This window comes from Nocardiopsis nanhaiensis (assembly GCF_054778635.1).
On sequence record NZ_BAAGZJ010000029.1, the window covers coordinates 24,470 to 40,543 of the forward strand.

At 67.6% G+C, this 16,074-nt stretch carries 14 protein-coding genes; 6 read left to right on the forward strand and 8 right to left on the reverse strand.

Features of this window, described 5'->3' with window-relative positions; translation table 11 throughout:
- Window positions 1-130 precede the first annotated feature (130 nt).
- The 6 genes from ACYVD1_RS15675 (at window position 131) to ACYVD1_RS15700 (ending at window position 8,184) form a co-directional block, all read left to right on the forward strand.
- Window positions 131-1,660, forward strand: coding sequence for an FAD-dependent monooxygenase (locus ACYVD1_RS15675; RefSeq protein WP_460772733.1), 1,530 nt, complete (start codon window positions 131-133; stop codon window positions 1,658-1,660).
- Window positions 1,657-3,729 carry an acetate--CoA ligase family protein gene (locus ACYVD1_RS15680; RefSeq protein ID WP_460772735.1) on the forward strand — a complete coding sequence of 691 codons (2,073 nt, stop codon included), beginning with the start codon at window positions 1,657-1,659 and terminating at the stop codon, window positions 3,727-3,729. The genes ACYVD1_RS15675 and ACYVD1_RS15680 overlap by 4 nt, the downstream gene beginning before the upstream one ends.
- A 4-nt stretch (window positions 3,730-3,733) precedes the next feature.
- On the forward strand, window positions 3,734-5,401 hold the full coding sequence (locus ACYVD1_RS15685; RefSeq protein WP_460772738.1) for a (2,3-dihydroxybenzoyl)adenylate synthase: 1,668 nt from the start codon (window positions 3,734-3,736) through the stop codon (window positions 5,399-5,401).
- 69 nt (window positions 5,402-5,470) lie between these two features.
- Window positions 5,471-6,622 (forward strand): cupin domain-containing protein, encoded by a 1,152-nt coding sequence (locus tag ACYVD1_RS15690; RefSeq protein ID WP_460772741.1) that lies wholly within the window; start codon window positions 5,471-5,473, stop codon window positions 6,620-6,622.
- On the forward strand, window positions 6,619-7,443 hold the full coding sequence (locus ACYVD1_RS15695) for a fumarylacetoacetate hydrolase family protein (protein WP_460772743.1): 825 nt from the start codon (window positions 6,619-6,621) through the stop codon (window positions 7,441-7,443). Before ACYVD1_RS15690 ends, ACYVD1_RS15695 begins: the two co-directional genes overlap by 4 nt.
- Window positions 7,444-8,184: a maleylpyruvate isomerase family mycothiol-dependent enzyme gene (locus ACYVD1_RS15700; RefSeq protein WP_460772746.1), complete on the forward strand. Its 741-nt coding sequence runs from the start codon at window positions 7,444-7,446 to the stop codon at window positions 8,182-8,184. It begins immediately after the preceding gene.
- Between the two features lie 204 nt (window positions 8,185-8,388).
- Here ACYVD1_RS15700 and ACYVD1_RS15705 read toward each other — a convergent pair whose 3' ends face one another.
- From ACYVD1_RS15705 to ACYVD1_RS15740, 8 genes are all read right to left on the reverse strand, one after another.
- Window positions 8,389-9,087: an SDR family oxidoreductase gene (locus ACYVD1_RS15705; RefSeq protein ID WP_460772748.1), complete on the reverse strand. Its 699-nt coding sequence runs from the start codon at window positions 9,085-9,087 to the stop codon at window positions 8,389-8,391.
- Window positions 9,084-10,130 (reverse strand): cyclase family protein, encoded by a 1,047-nt coding sequence (locus ACYVD1_RS15710; RefSeq protein WP_460772750.1) that lies wholly within the window; start codon window positions 10,128-10,130, stop codon window positions 9,084-9,086. The genes ACYVD1_RS15705 and ACYVD1_RS15710 overlap by 4 nt, the downstream gene beginning before the upstream one ends.
- Window positions 10,131-10,223: 93 nt before the next feature.
- Window positions 10,224-11,330, reverse strand: a complete 1,107-nt coding sequence (locus tag ACYVD1_RS15715) for a mandelate racemase/muconate lactonizing enzyme family protein (RefSeq protein WP_460772752.1) — start codon at window positions 11,328-11,330, stop codon at window positions 10,224-10,226.
- 11 nt (window positions 11,331-11,341) lie between these two features.
- On the reverse strand, window positions 11,342-12,061 hold the full coding sequence (locus ACYVD1_RS15720) for an SDR family NAD(P)-dependent oxidoreductase (protein ID WP_460772754.1): 720 nt from the start codon (window positions 12,059-12,061) through the stop codon (window positions 11,342-11,344).
- 5 nt (window positions 12,062-12,066) lie between these two features.
- Window positions 12,067-12,969 (reverse strand): VOC family protein, encoded by a 903-nt coding sequence (locus ACYVD1_RS15725; protein WP_460772756.1) that lies wholly within the window; start codon window positions 12,967-12,969, stop codon window positions 12,067-12,069.
- Window positions 12,970-12,998: 29 nt separating this feature from the next.
- A complete protein-coding gene (locus tag ACYVD1_RS15730; RefSeq protein ID WP_460772758.1) occupies window positions 12,999-14,411 on the reverse strand; it encodes a TRAP transporter large permease in 1,413 nt (470 codons plus the stop codon).
- Entirely contained in the window at window positions 14,404-14,982 is a 579-nt protein-coding gene (locus tag ACYVD1_RS15735; RefSeq protein WP_460772761.1) for a TRAP transporter small permease, read from the reverse strand. Before ACYVD1_RS15735 ends, ACYVD1_RS15730 begins: the two co-directional genes overlap by 8 nt.
- The gene (locus ACYVD1_RS15740) at window positions 14,967-16,064 is read right to left on the reverse strand and encodes a TRAP transporter substrate-binding protein (RefSeq protein WP_460772765.1); all 1,098 of its coding nucleotides are present in this window, start codon (window positions 16,062-16,064) and stop codon (window positions 14,967-14,969) included. The genes ACYVD1_RS15735 and ACYVD1_RS15740 overlap by 16 nt, the downstream gene beginning before the upstream one ends.
- Between the last annotated feature and the right edge of the window lie 10 nt (window positions 16,065-16,074).

Consider the following 16,074-nt stretch of genomic DNA (forward strand, 5'->3'; position numbering starts at 1 on the left):
CCACTGGCCTCGGGCATAGAGTGCCCGGCAGAGAAATAGAGGACATCCTTCACGTGGATCGCGTCAGACTGTTACAGTTTAAGCGTAACCGCGATCACATCTGATCTGTCGAGCAAGGACGTGACCCACCATGAGCATTCGGATTGCGTGCATCGGAGGCGGTCCGGGAGGTCTGTTCTTCACCACCCTCGTCAAGCGGGCGCTCCCTGGCGCCGAGGTGGTGCTCTTCGAGAGGAACCAGGCCTCCGACGCCTTCGGGTTCGGAGTCGTCTTCTCGGATGCCGCGCTCCGCCGCATCACTGAGGCCGATCCGGTCCTCCAGGAGGTCCTTGAGCGGCACGGGCGGCACTGGGAGGCCATCCAGGTGTGGCTCAAGGGGCAGCAACACGAGTTCCACGGCAACGGGATGTCAGCCGTCCACCGGCGCGTGCTCCTCACCGAGCTCCAGGAGAAAGCCGCAGAAGCGGGCGTCGACATGCGCTTCGGCTCTTTCGTGCGGACCCCGGATGAGCTGGAGGACTACGACCTCATCGTCGCGGCCGACGGGGCCAACTCGCACTCACGGCACGAGCTGGGCGAGGACGTACTCGGCCACGAAGCCGTCGAGGCCAGTGCGAAGTTCATCTGGTTCGGCACCACGTACATGTTCGACGGCCTGACGTTCGTGCACCGCCGCAACGAGCACGGCAACTTCGCGGCCCACGCGTACCCCATCAGCGCAGACCTCTCCACCTTCATCGTCGAAGCCGACGAGCGGACCTGGCGCAACGCCGGACTGGACGAGTTCGACACCTCACAGCCCGCGGGCACCTCGGACACGAAGTCGAAGAAGTACATCGAAGAACTCTTCGCGGACGACCTCAAGGGCCACGAAGTCGTGGTCAACAACTCCCGTTGGGGCAACTTCCGCACCCGGAGTACCCGGCGCTGGCATGCAGGCAACGTCGCCCTTCTGGGCGACGCGATCCACACCGCCCACTTTTCCGTCGGATCTGGAACCAAGATGGCCATGGAGGACGCGATCGTCCTGGCCAGTACGGTCGCCGCCAGCCCAGGAGACCTGCCGAAGGCTCTCGGAGACTACGAGCAGGAACGCCAACCCGAAGTCGAGAAGATCCAGAACGCCGCGGGCCCCTCCCTGAGCTGGTGGGAGCACTTCGGCCAGTACCACAACGCGCTGGATCCACTGCAGTTCACGCTGCACTTCTTCTCGCGCTCGATCGGACTCGACAAGATCCGTCGGCGGGATCCCGAGCTGGTCGTCTCAGCCGAACGGGAATGGAACGACCGCCATGGAGCACCACCGCTGGACACTCCGCTGACTGTTGGAGAGACGGAGTTCGCCCAGCGGATCCTCGCAGTCGGCCCGGAAGGGCTGTCCGGGGGAGGCCACTCCGTGCCACTGGACTCCCCTGACCTCTCCCTCGTGGAAGCGCCGGAGGCGGAATCCGGCACCGACGAGGCCAAACGGAAGCTGCCGAATTCCGGGGCGGTCCTGATCCACTCGGGAACCCCGCTGACCCGCAGGCTCCTGTGCGAGGAGGCGCGCATGGCCCGCCGACTGACCGCGGTCCTCGTCGAGGACGCCGACCGGGACGCCGCTGAGACAGCAGTGCTGACCGGCCGAGCCGACGCCGTAGCAGTGGGGAGCACCTCATGACGGCCCCCGCGCAGCTGCACGAGTCGAAGCCGGAGGCCGGATTGGACCCGCTGTTCTCCCCGCGGGGGATCGCCGTCATCGGAGCCTCGTCGACACCCGGGAAACTGGGCGCGACGATGGCTGAAGCCGTCGCGGCCTATGACGCACCGATCGCGCTGGTCAATCCGCGCGGTGAGGGCATGTACGACTCCGTCGGAGAAGCAGCCCGGGCACTGGACGGCGCACTCGACCTGGCGATCCTGTGTGTTCCGGCCGCCGCCACCGCGGAATCCCTGCGGTCCGCGGCGGACGCGGGCGCACGTGCGGCACTCGTCTGCGCGGGCGGTTTCGCCGAGGCGGGAGTGGCGGGTTCGGAGCACCAGAGGGAGATGGAGAAGGTGCTCCGGGAGACCGGCATCAGGTTGCTCGGCCCCAACACGTCAGGGTTCTTCGTGCCCCGGAACGGGCTCCACGCCAGTTTCGTGCCCGGCGTCGCGGCCATCGGTACCGGTGCCGTCGGTGTGGTCTCGTCGAGCGGCGGCGTGAACCACTCCGTCAGCTTCCGCCTTCAGAACGCGGGGACCGGAGTGAGCCTGGGCATCGGCCTTGGAGCCGGTATCGATGTCAGCGCACCCGAGGTCGTCGACTATCTGGCGGACGACCCCTGTACCTCCGTCATCGCGCTGCACATGGAGACCGTGGCGGACGGTCCCGGAACGGCGGCTGCCCTACGGCGGGCGTCGCTGCGGAAACCCGTGGTGGCATTGATGGTGGGGCAGAACGACGTTTCGGAGTTCGCCCAGTCCCACACGGGTTCCCTCGCCACATCCTGGAAGACCGGCCGTGCGGTGCTGCGCCAGAACGGGGCGGTGTGCGTCGAGGACGAAACGGAACTCGTCGACGTCGCTGCGACACTGGCGAGGGGCAGGATCCCCGCGAACCCGGATCCGGGTGTCGGGCTGATCACGGGGCAGGCAGGTCCCGGCCTGATCATGGCCGACCACCTGAGCGGAGCCGGTGTCGGCATGCCTGCCCTGTCGGACGAGACGACGGCGAGGCTCACGGAGCTGCTGCCGCCCCTCACCTACCAGAAGAACCCCGTGGACACCGGCCGCCCCGGACCCGATTTCCCCGAAGTGGTCCGCAGCGTGGCGACGGACCCGGGAATCGACGCCGTGGGCGTCTACGGGATCCTCGAACCCGTCGTCGACCTTCCCGACGCGGTGGCCAAGGGACGGGCCGCAGGTGTGCCCGCCGTCATCGGCGTGGACGGGCTGAGCAGGGAGGCACTCGACGTCGTGCTCGCGGGGGCTGGCCAGAACCTTCCCGTATTGAGCGGCCCCACCGCACTGGCACGGGGCCTGACCGCGCTGGTGCGCGACTCGAAGAGTCAGTACGCGATGGGCCGGCCGGTGTGCTCACCCGACCCCGTCGCGGTGGGCGAAGGGCCGTGGGACGAGTACCGGGCCAAGCAACTCCTCCGGGCCGCGGGCATCAAGGTGCCGACGAGCATCAGGGCTGCGAACCACGAGGAGGCACGCGCCGGAGCGGAACAGATGTCGGGCCCGCTGGCGGTCAAGCTCGTCGACGACGCGGTGCTCCACAAGACCGAGATCGGCGGAGTGCACCTCAACATCAGCACGGACGCCCAGCTGGGGGAGGCGTTGGCCGCCCTCGACCGGGCCGGGGCATCCGAGTACCTCATCGAGGAGATGGCTCCCTCCGGTATCGACCTGCTGGTGGGTGCGCACCGTGATCCCGTTTTCGGCCCCGTGGGCGTGCTCGGGTTGGGGGGTACGGCAGCGGAGGCGCTGAGGGATGTCTCGATCCGGTCCGCCCCGATCCGCGAGGGCACGGCGGTGACGATGATCGACGAACTCTTGGGGGGTGCCCTGCTCCGCGGTTGGCGGGGCGGGCCCGCCGCGGATCCGGAGGAACTGGACCATGTGCTCGCCGTGATGACGGCGACGCTGGAGAGCCAACCGCATGTCAGCGAGATGGAGATCAACCCCCTCCGACTGACGCCGGAGGGCCTCATCGCCCTGGACGCCGTGATCGTTGCGCGTGGCAGCGCAGCTGAGGAGGACTGAGGACGTGGTCAAGCACAGCAGTGAAGGGGCCGTTCCTTGGCCCGGGCCCGAGGCCGAGCGCTACCGAAGGGCCGGCTACTGGGAGGACAGGCCGTTGGCGGCCCAGATCCTGGAGACGGCCGAACGCGTTCCCGGCCGCATCGCCGTTGTGGACGCGGTCGACGGAACGCGTATGACCTACGCCGAACTGGTCGACCGGGCGGACGCCGCCGCCGAGCGGATGCTGGAGACGGGTCTGCGGCGTGACGACAGGGTGATGGTCGTGCTGCCCAACGGGTGGCAGTTCATCGTGTTCACGCTGGCCTGCCTGAGGGCGGGGATCATTCCCGTCATGGCGCTGCCCGCGCACCGGCAGTACGAGCTGCGCTTCCTGAGCAACCTCGCCGAGGCCAGGGCGTTCGTGGCGGCTGACGCCGTCAAGGGCTTCGACTACCAGGACCTGGCGGACGAGCTGAGGTCCAACGTCCCGACGTTGGAATGGGCGGTCATCTCAGGGGCAGCCCGAGAAGGAAACATCGCGTTGAAGGAGCTGCTCGCCCCCGGGGACGACCCCGAAGGGGCCAGAGCACGGCTTGACAGGGACGCGCCCAAGGGCGACGATCCCGCCCTGTTCCTCCTCTCCGGTGGGACCACGGGAGTGCCGAAGCTCATCGTCCGTACGCACAACGACTACGCCTGCAACATCAAGGCCACCACCGCGGTGTCGGCGCTGGACGAGGACTCCGCGTATCTGGTCTCGATGCCGGTGAGCCACAACTTCCCGCTGGCGTGCCCGGGTGTCCTCGGAGCCCTCCTGCTGGGGGCCCGGGTGGTCTCGGTGCCCAGCCCCAACCCGGCCAAGGTCTTCCCCGTGATCAGGGCGGAGTCGGTCACGGACACCGCAGTGGTGCCCGCGGTGGCCCAGAAGTGGATCGAGTTCGAGGAGGAGCACCGGACCGGGGACCTCGCGAGTCTGCGCGCGATCCAGGTCGGGGGGTCCCGGATGCCCGACGAACTCGCACGGAGGGTCGGACCCGTACTGGGCTGCACGCTTCAGCAGGTGTTCGGAATGGCGGAGGGGTTGATCAACATGACCCGCCTGGACGACCCGGAAGAGGTGGTCTGCACGACCCAGGGGCGCCCTGTCTCGGAGGCGGACGAGGTGCGGATCGTCGATCCGCACCTGGAGGACCTCCCGGACGGAACCCCCGGCGCGATCCTGACACGCGGCCCCTACACACCGCGCGGCTACTACTCGGCACCGGAGGCGAACGCCAAGTCGTTCGAGCCGGGCGGATGGTACTCCTCCGGCGACATCGTCGAGAGGCGCCCGGACGGAAACCTCGTCGTGCAGGGCAGGGACAAGGACATGATCAACCGTGGGGGAGAGAAGGTCTCCGCGGAGGAGATCGAGTCGCTGGTCTACCAGATCCCCGGACTGAGCATCGTCGCGGCGGTCTCCATGCCCGATGAGGTCCTCGGCGAGAAAGTCTGCCTTTACGCCCAGATGTCCGCCGGCGGCACGCTGACCCTGGCGCAGGTACAGCAGCACCTTACGGACATCGGTGTTGCGGACTACAAGATCCCCGAGAGGGTCGTCGTGGTCGATGAAATCCCGAAGACCAAGGTCGGAAAGATCGACAAGAAGGCCCTGCGCGTGGATATCGCGGAACGCGTTTCCAAGGAGTCCTAGCGCCTTCCGCAACGGCCAACGACACGGAACGAAGGTCAACAGCGATACCCGCGGTGATGGAGAGGACCAATGACTGACAAGGCGAACGCATCCGGGGGAACGGCACACGGCGGCCGCGACCTTCCAGGAGGACCAGGAGAGGGCGCTACGCTCCCGCCGCCCCCCGACGAGGAGAAGCTCAACCAGCTGTACGCCGACTTCGAGGCGGGGCACATGATCCCGCTGTGGAAGGAGATCGGCGACCTCATGCCGCCGGAACCGCGCCCTTCCGCGGTCCCCCACCTCTGGCGCTGGAGGGAGCTCCTGCCGCTCGCGGAGCGCGCGGGGGACCTGGTCCCGGTGGGCCGGGGCGGGGAGCGCCGCGCGATTTCCCTGGCCAACCCCGGGCTGGGAGGGCGCCCCTACACGACACCGACGCTGTGGTGTGCGATCCAGTACCTCGGCGGCCACGAGGTCGCGCCCGAACACCGCCATTCGCAGAACGCGTTCCGCTTCGTCGTCGAGGGCGAAGGCGTGTGGACGGTCGTCAACGGCGACCCGGTGCGCATGTCGCGGGGCGACTTCCTGCTGACCCCCGGATGGAACTTCCACGGGCACCACAACGAGACCGATCAGCCGATGGCCTGGATCGACGGTCTGGACATTCCGTTCGTCCACTACACGGACACGTCGTTCTTCGAGTTCGGCATCGACCGGGTCACCGATGACTCCACCCCGGACGTCTCCCGAGGGGAAAGGCTGTGGTGCAATCCCGGGCTGCGTCCGCTCTCGGGTCTGCGCAACACCGTCTCCTCGCCGATCGGGGCGTACCGCTGGGAACACACCGACCGTGCCCTGAGGGAGCAACTCCTGATCGAGGACGAGGGTTATCCGGCAACCGCCGGGCCGGGCCATGCCGCGGTGCGGTACGTCAATCCGACCAACGGCGGGGACGTGATGCCCACGATCCGGGCCCAGTTCCACCGCCTGCGCCCCGGAGTGGAGACGCGAACGACGCGCGAGGTCGGGTCCAGCGTCTACCAGGTCTTCCAGGGGCGCGGTCACGCGACCGTCGGGGACCAGCAGTACGACGTCGAGACGGGTGACATCTTCGTCGTTCCTTCCTGGGCCCCGTTCAAGCTGCAGGCCGAGACGGAGTTCGACCTGTTCCAGTTCGGCGACCACCCGATCATCGAGAAGCTGCACTTCCAGCGCACCTACGTCGAAGGAGAGAACGAATGAAGCTCGCTACGCTGCGCCATCGCGGTGGGACCGCTCCGGCGCGCCGGAACGGCGACACATGGACCCTGATCGAGGGATACGCCGACCTCGGTGCGCTGCTCGCCCAGCCGAACTGGCGGGAGCTGGCGGAGAACGCCGGTGGAACCGAGGTGAAGGCCGGGGAGGCCGAGCTCGAGACCGTGGTGCCCTCTCCCGGCAAGGTCGTCTGTGTGGGCCTGAACTACGCTTCGCACATCAAGGAGATGGGCCGCGACCTGCCGAGCCATCCCACGCTCTTCGCCAAGTACGCCGAGACCCTGACCGGTCCCTTCGATCCTGTCACCGCGGTCGCGGAGGACCCTGAACTGGACTGGGAGGGTGAGCTGGTCGCCGTGATCGGCGCTGAGGCCTACCGGGTCTCCGAGGAGGAAGCCGGTGCGAAGATCGCCGGCTACACCTCGGCCAACGACATCTCCATGCGCGGGTGGCAGTTCCGCACCAAGGAATGGCTCCAGGGCAAGATGTGGGCCAGGTCGACGCCGGTGGGCCCCGTCATGGTCTCCGCCGACGAGTTCGACTACCGCTCCTCCACTCTGCGTACCCGCGTCAACGGCGAGGTCATGCAGGAACACTCGACGGGAGACCTGGTGTTCACGCCCGAGCAGCTCGTCTCCTACATCTCCACGATGATCCCGCTGAAGCCGGGCGACATCGTCCTCACCGGAACCCCGGGCGGTGTGGGACGCGCACGCGATCCGCAGGTCTTCCTCAAGCCCGGCGATGTCGTGGAAGTCGAGGTCGAGGGGATCGGTCCGATGCGTTCGGACATCGTGGAGCCCTGAATGGTCGCCAGAACTGATCAGACAAGGGACCCGCAGCTCCTCGACGCACTCCTGACGGTCCGCCGGGGTACCGCGTTCTGGCACCGCAAGGTCGAGGAGCTCAGCGACACCGAACTCGACCACCCCAGTCTGCTGGAGGGGTGGAGCCGTCGGCACCTCATCGCCCATGTCGGCTACAACGCCCGGGCGATCTCCCGCCTGGTCCTGTGGGCCAACACCGGAGTCGAACACCCGATGTACTCGTCGCCGCAGGAGCGCGGGCGTGAGATCGAGCTCGGGTCGACGATGCCGGTCCGGGCGCTTCGGCACCTGAACCACCACGCCGCCGTCTCCCTCAACGTCGAATGGCGGGACACACCGGAAGACCGCTGGACCTACGAGGTAAGGACGGCCCAGGGAAGGACGGTGCCGCTGATCGAGACGGTGTGGATGCGCACCCGCGAAGTGTGGCTGCACGCGGTGGACCTGGACAACGGTGCCCGGGTTTCGGATCTTCCGGAGGGCGTCCTCGAGCGTCTGCTTGGCGACATCGTCGGAATGTGGGCCAAACGGGGGACCGACCCGGGCTTCGCGGTCCGCGTCGACGGCCGGGAGGACCTCGGGGTACTGGGGACAGGAGCGCAGACGGACCCTGCGGCAGTAGTCCGAGGCAGCCTTGCGGCGGTGGTCGCCTGGGCCTCCGGCCGGGGCGGCTCCGCTCTTGCGCAGGGCAGGGACGTGACCGCGCCTCGGTGGCTCTGAACCCGGAGCCGGCAGCGGCCGTTACCCGGTTCCGGTGGGCCGGCCTGTGCGCTCGCGGACTCCCCGAACGGGGACCGGGAAGCAGCGTTCGCCCGGCCGGGGCCGACCGGAATATCGAGCGCCTGGTGCACGTCGGTGCACCAGGCGCTCGTGTGGTTCGGCCTGCCCGACCGGGCGCACAGCGTGTCTCCGCCCGGGGTCCCGCTATCCGCTCAGCCCCACGGTGATTCCTCCGCACACGTACACCGTCTGCCCGGTGACGAACCCGCTGCGCTCGTCGAGAAGGTAGGCGGCGCTGTGGGCGACGTCCTCCGGTGTGCCCATCCTGCCCACGGGGACCGAGTCCAGGATGGCCCGGGTCCGCGCACTGCCGGGCGGGTTGGCCTGCTCGAACAGTTCGGTCGAGATCGGTCCGGGTGCGATGGCGTTGACCGTGATGCCGTGCTGTCCCAGTTCCAGGGCCCACACTCGCGTCATCCCGATCTGCGCGGCCTTGGTGGCCGCATACGCCGTCCGCAGTTCCTTGCCCAGAGCGGCCCGGGAGGAGATGTTCACGACGCGGCCGAAGCCTTCCCCCTTCATCCCGGGCAGCAGGGGCTGCAGGCAGGTCAGCGCGGTCCGCACGTTGACGTCCCAGGCCGCTGTCATCTGATCGTGGGTGTGCTCTTCGACCGGCCCGGGGAACACCGCCCCGACGTTGTTGACGAGCCGGGTGATCGGCCCGTCCTCCAGGCATGCGCGCAGCGCGCCGGTGGTGGCCTCGGCGTCGGTCAGGTCGACCTCGATGTCGCCTCCGATCCTGTCGGCCGTGATGACCTCCAGCCCGTCCTGGCGGCAGCGTTCGGCGATAGCGGCACCGATGCCGCTGGCTCCTCCGGTGATGAGGACTCGGTCGTTGTTCATAGGGTTGCCACCGGGGTGAGAGGAGAGCCGACCGCACCGGGCAGGCGCAGCGGCGGAGCGGTCAGGAAGAAGTGCGAACGTCGGCGTTCGGCCAGTGCCGCGGCCAGCTCGTCCAGGTACCAGAGCTCGCCCAGCGGGACGCCGAGGCGGAACAGGCAGTGCTCATGGAGCGGGAGCATCGAGGAGGGCGGGGCCGACCGGGTTGAGGGGTAGACCTCCACCGCGTAGTTGTCCGCGGCGATGGCCGCGATGCCCGCATCGGTGATCCACTCCTGCAGGCGGGTGTCCCTGCCGTCGAGTGCTGCGCCGACACCGGCGAGGGCGTCGGGGTCGGGCCGCCCGTCCATCTCCGCCAGCCGTGTCGCGAACCCCGTGTGGAACAGGACGATGTCTCCGGTTTCCACGGTGATGCCGTCACGGTCGAGGATTTCCTGCAGCATCTCGTAGGTGACGGTCACGCGCCGCTCGCCCACGTGGCGTTTCAGGTCGATCAGCACGCCCCGCCCTTGGACTCCGTGCCGGGCCATACCGTCGATGCCCAGGCGCCCGGCCGAGCTCGTGGAGCCGTCCCCGGGGCCGGGGACCCCGGCTCCGTCCACGGATTCCGGGCCGACGACGTCCACCCCCGCCCGGAACCCGTTGTAGTAGACGGCGACGGGCCGCCCCGATCCGTCGACGTCGAACACGGATCCGACGTGCGCCAGCGAGTCCCACTGTGTCGAGTACTGCGTGTACAGGAGCACCAGGTCGTCACTGAGGACGTCTGTCCTGTCCGGATCGAGTTCGGACATGTCGCAGTTCATGTTGACCCGGCCCTGCCGCACGTTCGGCCTGACGACCGGCGGGTGGCGGTTCGGGTTGAGAACCGAGCCGCCGGGCAGGTCGAGCGGCAGGCTGAGGGGCAGGCTCAGGCCGTCCCGGATCTCCGCCGCGCCGCGCCGGACCCTCTGCGGGGTGAGCAGGTTGAGCCGTCCCAGGAAGTCGTCGGGGCCGAAATCGCCCCATGTGGAGCCCTCAGGACGCACGGTCCAGCGTACGGACACCGGTCACCACCTGCCCTTCGCGTGTTGGTGTGCCCTCGTCAATGCGTCGCCTTGGGGCCGCGGTGCTGCCGCGGCCGCTCGGATACCGGCGGGTCACGTGTCGGTCCTGTAGAAGGCGAGCTTGTCCTCGTCGATCTCCGCGCCGTAGCCGGGGCGGTCCGGGACCAGGGCGTAGCCGTCCCGGATCTCCAAGGGCTCGGCCTGGAGGTCGTCCTTCATGTCCAGGAAGTTGGACACCTCGGCGGCCATCGTCGAGGTCTCCCGGAACGCCGCGCCGAAGGCGACGGTGGCCGAGGAGCCGACCTGGGTGTCGATCTGGTTGCCCATGACCATGTCGACGCCGGCACTGGAGCACAGGCCCCAGATCCGCAGCGAGTCCGTGAAACCGGTCCGGGCCGTCTTGATGGACACCGCGGTCCCGTCGCCGTCCTGTAGCGATCTCCAGACGTCGGACGGTGTGGGCGCGGACTCGTCGACGACGAACGGCACGGAGGCTGCCCGTACGATGCCGCGTCGGCCGAAGGCCTCGCTGGCGGGATTGAGTTCCTCCACGAATTCCAGCCCGAGTCCGGACAGCGCGTCCATGACGAAGGCGCTCTCACGGGCGTTCCACCCGCGGTTGCCGTCGACGTACATGGTGATGCCGTCGCCGAACTTCTCGCGGAGGGCACGGCAGACGTCGATGTCCTGCTGTACGTCCGGGCGCCCTACCTTGACCTTGAACGCGGTGATCCCGTAGCGCTCGATCAGGGAGTCGACCTCGGCCAGGACGTCCCGGGTCTCCGCGAATCCCACCATGTGGGCCACTTGGACCCTGTCAGTGAACCCTCCCAGCATCCTGGTCAGCGTCGTCCCGTAGGACTTGGCCTTGATGTCCCAGAGGGCGATGTCGATCGCGGCTTTCGCGACGTTGTTGTTGACCGTCCGCCTCAGGACCTCGTGGATGCGGGCCGTGTCGTCGACCCGTGCTCCGAGCAGCTGCGGTGCCAGAACCGTGTCGATGATGGTCCGGATCGACTGCTGCGTCTCCCCGTAGGTGTAGGGGCGCGGCGGGGCGTCCGCGACCCCCTCGACACCGTCGTCCGTCCGGATCCTGACCAGGACGTGGTCGGCCCTGTCCACGAAGCCCGAGGCGAACCTGAGGGTCTTGGCGTAGTCGATGCAGTAGGGGATGGCTTCGATTGTTGCGATGCGGCTCATAGCAGTGCCCCTTAGCGGAGGTAGACGCCGCCGTTGACGTCCAGGGTCGATCCGGTGATGTATCCGGCGTGGTCGGCGAGGAGGTTGGAGACCGACGCGACGATTTCGCGTGTGTCGCCCAACCGGCCCAGCGGGATACTGCCGACGACCTGCTCGCGCTGTTCGTCGGTGAGGGCTTCCGTGGCAGGGCTGGCCAGGGCACCGGGTGCCACGGCGTTGACCGTGATGTTGTGGGGCGCGAGCTCCTTCGCCAGGACCTTGGTCAGGACGATGACCCCGGCCTTGGATACCGCGTAGTCGGGTCCGCCCACGAGTCCGCCGGCGTAGCCGGCGACGGAGGCGATATTGACGATCCGGCCCTCTGATGAGTCCTTCATCAGCCGTGCCGCCTCCCGGGACATGTTCAGGGTGCCCCAGGTGTTCACGTGCACGGTGTGCAGGAACTCGTCCCGTTCGATCTCCCACAACCCGGCTGTGGGGATGACGGCGGCGCAGTTGACGAGGCCGTACACGGACAGGCCGCGGTCAGCGATACCCGCCAGGAGCGCGCACACCTGTTCGGTGCTGGTGATATCGCAGGCTTCGACCCCGACGCCCCCGGGTGCGGCGGCCGCTTCACGGTCGACGCCGACGACCGTGTACCCCGTCGCCTCCAGCTGCCCGGTCAGCGCGCGGCCCAAGACCCCGTTGGCCCCCGTGACGACGACCGTCTTGTTGGTGTTGTTCGCCATCGTCGTTATTCGCCCTTGTCCACCTGGTGGATTTCGATGATGTTGCCTGCGGGGTCGGAGAGGAAGACCTGTCGCCATCCTTGGACTGCCCAGTAGCCGTAGTCGGAGTAGGGGATTCCGTGGTGGTCGAGTCGGGCCAGGACTTCGTCCATGGTGTCGGTTCGGAAGCAGAAGTGGCCGTTGGCCAGGGGGTTGATCGCGTGTTTGTGTTCGTGGCTGACGTAGGGGCGTCGGAGTGTGGCGTGGATCTGTAGTTCGGTTTCGTGTCCGGCGACGAAGAAGGCGGCGGAGTCGCCCCATTCTTCAGAGCCGTCCTGGTCGGATTCGGTGTCGCCGACCATCGGGGGCTGTGGGAGTTGGAACAGGTCGAGGACGTCTCCGTAGAACCACTGGAGCTTGTGCATGTCGTCCGAGCAGACATTGATGTGGTGTAGGCGCAGAGGGCCTTCGGGCTCGAATTCGACGAGCTCGCCCAGTTCGTCGACCTGGTGGATTTCGATGATGTTGCCTGCGGGGTCGGAGAGGAAGACCTGTCGCCATCCTTGGACTGCCCAGTAGCCGTAGTCGGAGTAGGGGATTCCGTGGTGGTCGAGTCGGGCCAGGACTTCGTCCATGGTGTCGGTTCGGAAGCAGAAGTGGCCGTTGGCCAGGGGGTTGATCGCGTGTTTGTGTTCGTGGCTGACGTAGGGGCGTCGGAGTGTGGCGTGGATCTGTAGTTCGGTTTCGTGTCCGGCGACGAAGAAGGCGGCGGAGTCGCCCCATTCCTCGGAGCCGTCCTGGTCGGATTCGGTGTCGCCGACCATCGGGGGCTGTGGGAGTTGGAACAGGTCGAGGACGTCTCCGTAGAACCACTGGAGCTTGTGCATGTCGTCCGAGCAGACGTTCGTGTGGTGTAGGCGCAGTGCCATGGAGTTTCCTGCTTTCCGGTTGCGTGCGGTCAGCTGCCGACGAGTGACGGCAGGAACGAGGTCAGGCTTGGGAAGGCGATGAGAATGAGGATGACGACGACTTCGGCGACGATGAAGGGGAGCACCGACCGGAAGATCCCGTCGAGGGTGGTTTTCTTGGAGGTACCGAGCGCAACGAAGACGTTGATTCCGAAGGGCGGGGTCAGCAAACCGATCTCGATGGCCTTCACGGTGAGGATTCCGAACCAGATCGGGTCGAGCCCTTCCGCGGAGATGATCGGATACATCAGGGGAATGGCGATGATCAGGATGGAGAGGGAGTCGAGGAAGAATCCCAGGACCAGCATGATGAGCAGTGCCACGGCGAGAAGCGCATAGCTGCTCATCCCGGCTTCGTCGACCATCTGGGCCGCGTCCGAGGGCAGGCCCGATTTCACCAGGAAGTACGAGAACACCGATCCGCCGATGAGCAGTCCGAAGATCATGCTCGACATCGCCGTTGCCTCTTTGAAGGAGTCCAGAACGGTCACCGCCGTCCGGCGGACTCCCCGGTGGTACGTCCTGACCACCAGGATCACCACGCCGACCGCCGCGGCGATGGCACCTGACTCGGTTGCGGTGAAGATCCCTGAGTAGATGCCGCCGATGACGATCGTGAACAGCAGCAGGATGTAGGCCGTTCCGGCGACGCTCTTCCTGGGCACCCGGGTCCTCGGCGCGGCGTCCGCCCGGGCCAGCGCAAGGCCCCCTCCTGCTTGAGCGGTGTCCGGCCCCGCTGATCCCGACGGCCCCGACGGGCGGTCCTTCGAGGCCGCGCGTCCGTCGGCGGTCAGCCTTCCGGCCTTGTACAGGACGACGACCGTGACCGCGTAGGCGGCCAAGGTGAGGAGCCCCGGGACGACCGCGCTCAGCAACAGCGTTCCGATGGACTGGGTCGTGAGGGACCCGTAGATCACCAGGATGACGCTGGGAGGGATCAGGACGCCGAGGGTACCGCCCGCCGCGACCAGGGCCGCGGAGGGGTTCGCCCGGTAGCCGTTGCGCGTCATCTCTCCGACGGCGACCTTGCCGACCGTGGCCACCGTGGCGCCGCTGGAACCGGTGACGGCGGAGAACCCGCCGGCGGCCAGGACCGTCGCGACGCCCAACCCGCCGGGGACCCTCCTCGTCACACGCCGGGCCACGTCGTAGATGTCGAACGCGATGCCCGAGTTGCTCGCCAGGACGCCCATCAGGATGAACATCGGGATGACGAAGAGGGAGTAGTTGGAGACCATGCTGAACGCGGTGGTCCCCAGGGCACTGGCCGTCAGGGTGAAGCCGTCCAACAGGAGCAGCCCGACCGCCCCGGAGGACAGGAGACCGACCCAGATGGGGACTTCCGAGACGATGAACAGCAGCAGGACGACGACCGCGATCGTGACGATGATGCCTTCAGTCATTTTCGGCCCGCTTCACTTCGTGCTCGAACTCCGAGCGGCCTTCTTCGATCAGTGACACGCGGGACGGGCCGCGGTGGATGGTGCGCAGGTACTCGAACAGGTAGACGGCCAGGCCCACGGCCACGGCGAGCCTCGCCGGCCACAGGTCCACCCGTGCGACGCCCATGGCGTATTCGTTCGTCGCCAGCGACTGCAGGAAGCGTTCCCCGGCGGCCCATGCGGTGACTGAAAGGACGAGGGCGCCGACAGCGCCGACGACGGCGTTGAGCGTCCTCGCGAGCGGCGCCGGGACGTTGGACGTCACCACGGAGGTGGCGATGTGGGTTCCGGTGCTCTGCGCATAGGCAAGGGAGGCGAAGACGCCGATGACCAGCAGGGTCTCGGTGTATTCGAGTGTGCCGTCGATGCCGCGGCCGAAGAGTGTCCGGAGCGCGACGTCGGTCAGCGTCAGCCCCAGCAGCGCCGCCATGACGAACGCGGTGAAGTAGCCGAGGGGCACGGTGGTGAACCGGCTCACCAGGGAGCCGGCGCCGCGTGTGCGGTCGGTTCGGGGGTCTACTGGCTCGCGCATCGTCCCAGAGCCCCTTCGGCGTCGGTGGGATTCGCCTCGATCGCCTGGGCGTACGCTGCGGCGAACCCGTCGGCGTCGGTACCGCTCCCGGTGTCGGCGACGTCCGCCTTCCAGTTGTCCATCAGCTCGTCACCGACGAGGTCCCGCCACGCGTCGACCTCGGGTGCGTCCCAAACGGTGACGCTGCCGCCGGCCTCCTCGATGGTCGAACACGCCTCGTCCTCGACCCGGTCGACGGTCTCGAGGTAGTTTTCGCCGAGGTCGCGCCCGGCGGCGCCGAGCGCTTCCTGGTCTGCTCCGCTCAGGCCGTCGAAGGTGTCCTGGTTGACGACGAGGCCGACGATGGAGTAGATGCCGAGGCCCGGGTCGGCTATGTACGGGGAGACTTCGTGGAGGCTGAGGGAAGGCACGGTGCCCAGGTTCATCGACGTGTAGCTGTCGATGACCCCGCGTTCGAGGGACTCGTAGAGCTCGTTGATGGTCAGTCCGACGGGGCTGCCGCCGGCCAGCTGGACGGCCTGGGCGGTGTAGCCGGTGGCCCGGATCCGTTGCCCCGAGATCTCTTCGACGCCCGTCGGCCCGTTCTCGCCGCTGACGATCATGGGGGTCACGGACTGGATCCCCAGGTTCACCACGTTGTTTGACTCCCACTCGGCGGCGAAGGCCCCGTTGGTCTCGAGCAGCTCGTTCCAAGCTGCTTGGGCGGTCTCGGTGCTGTCCGTCTGGAAGGGGACCGAGACCAGCTGGGACAGCGGCAATTCTGTCGGATGATAGGACGTATTGACGTAGCCCATGCCCACGCGTCCGGTTTCGACGCCGTTCAGGATGTCCTCGCCCGAGAGCAGGGAGCCGCTCCAGAAAATCTCCACGGTGACCCTGCCTTCCGTGTCCGCCGAGACCTGTTCGGCGAACTCGGTCAGGACCTCGCCGTAGGGGGTGCTCGGTCCGACGAACGTGGCCAGCTCGAGTTCCGTCGTCTCCGCTTCGTCGGATGCAGCGCCTTGCGCGCATGCCGTCAGGACTAAGGTGCCCGCCATGGCGGCAGCGAATTGGGCACACCTCTGCCGGGGGGTTGGTGCCATGTGAATGCTC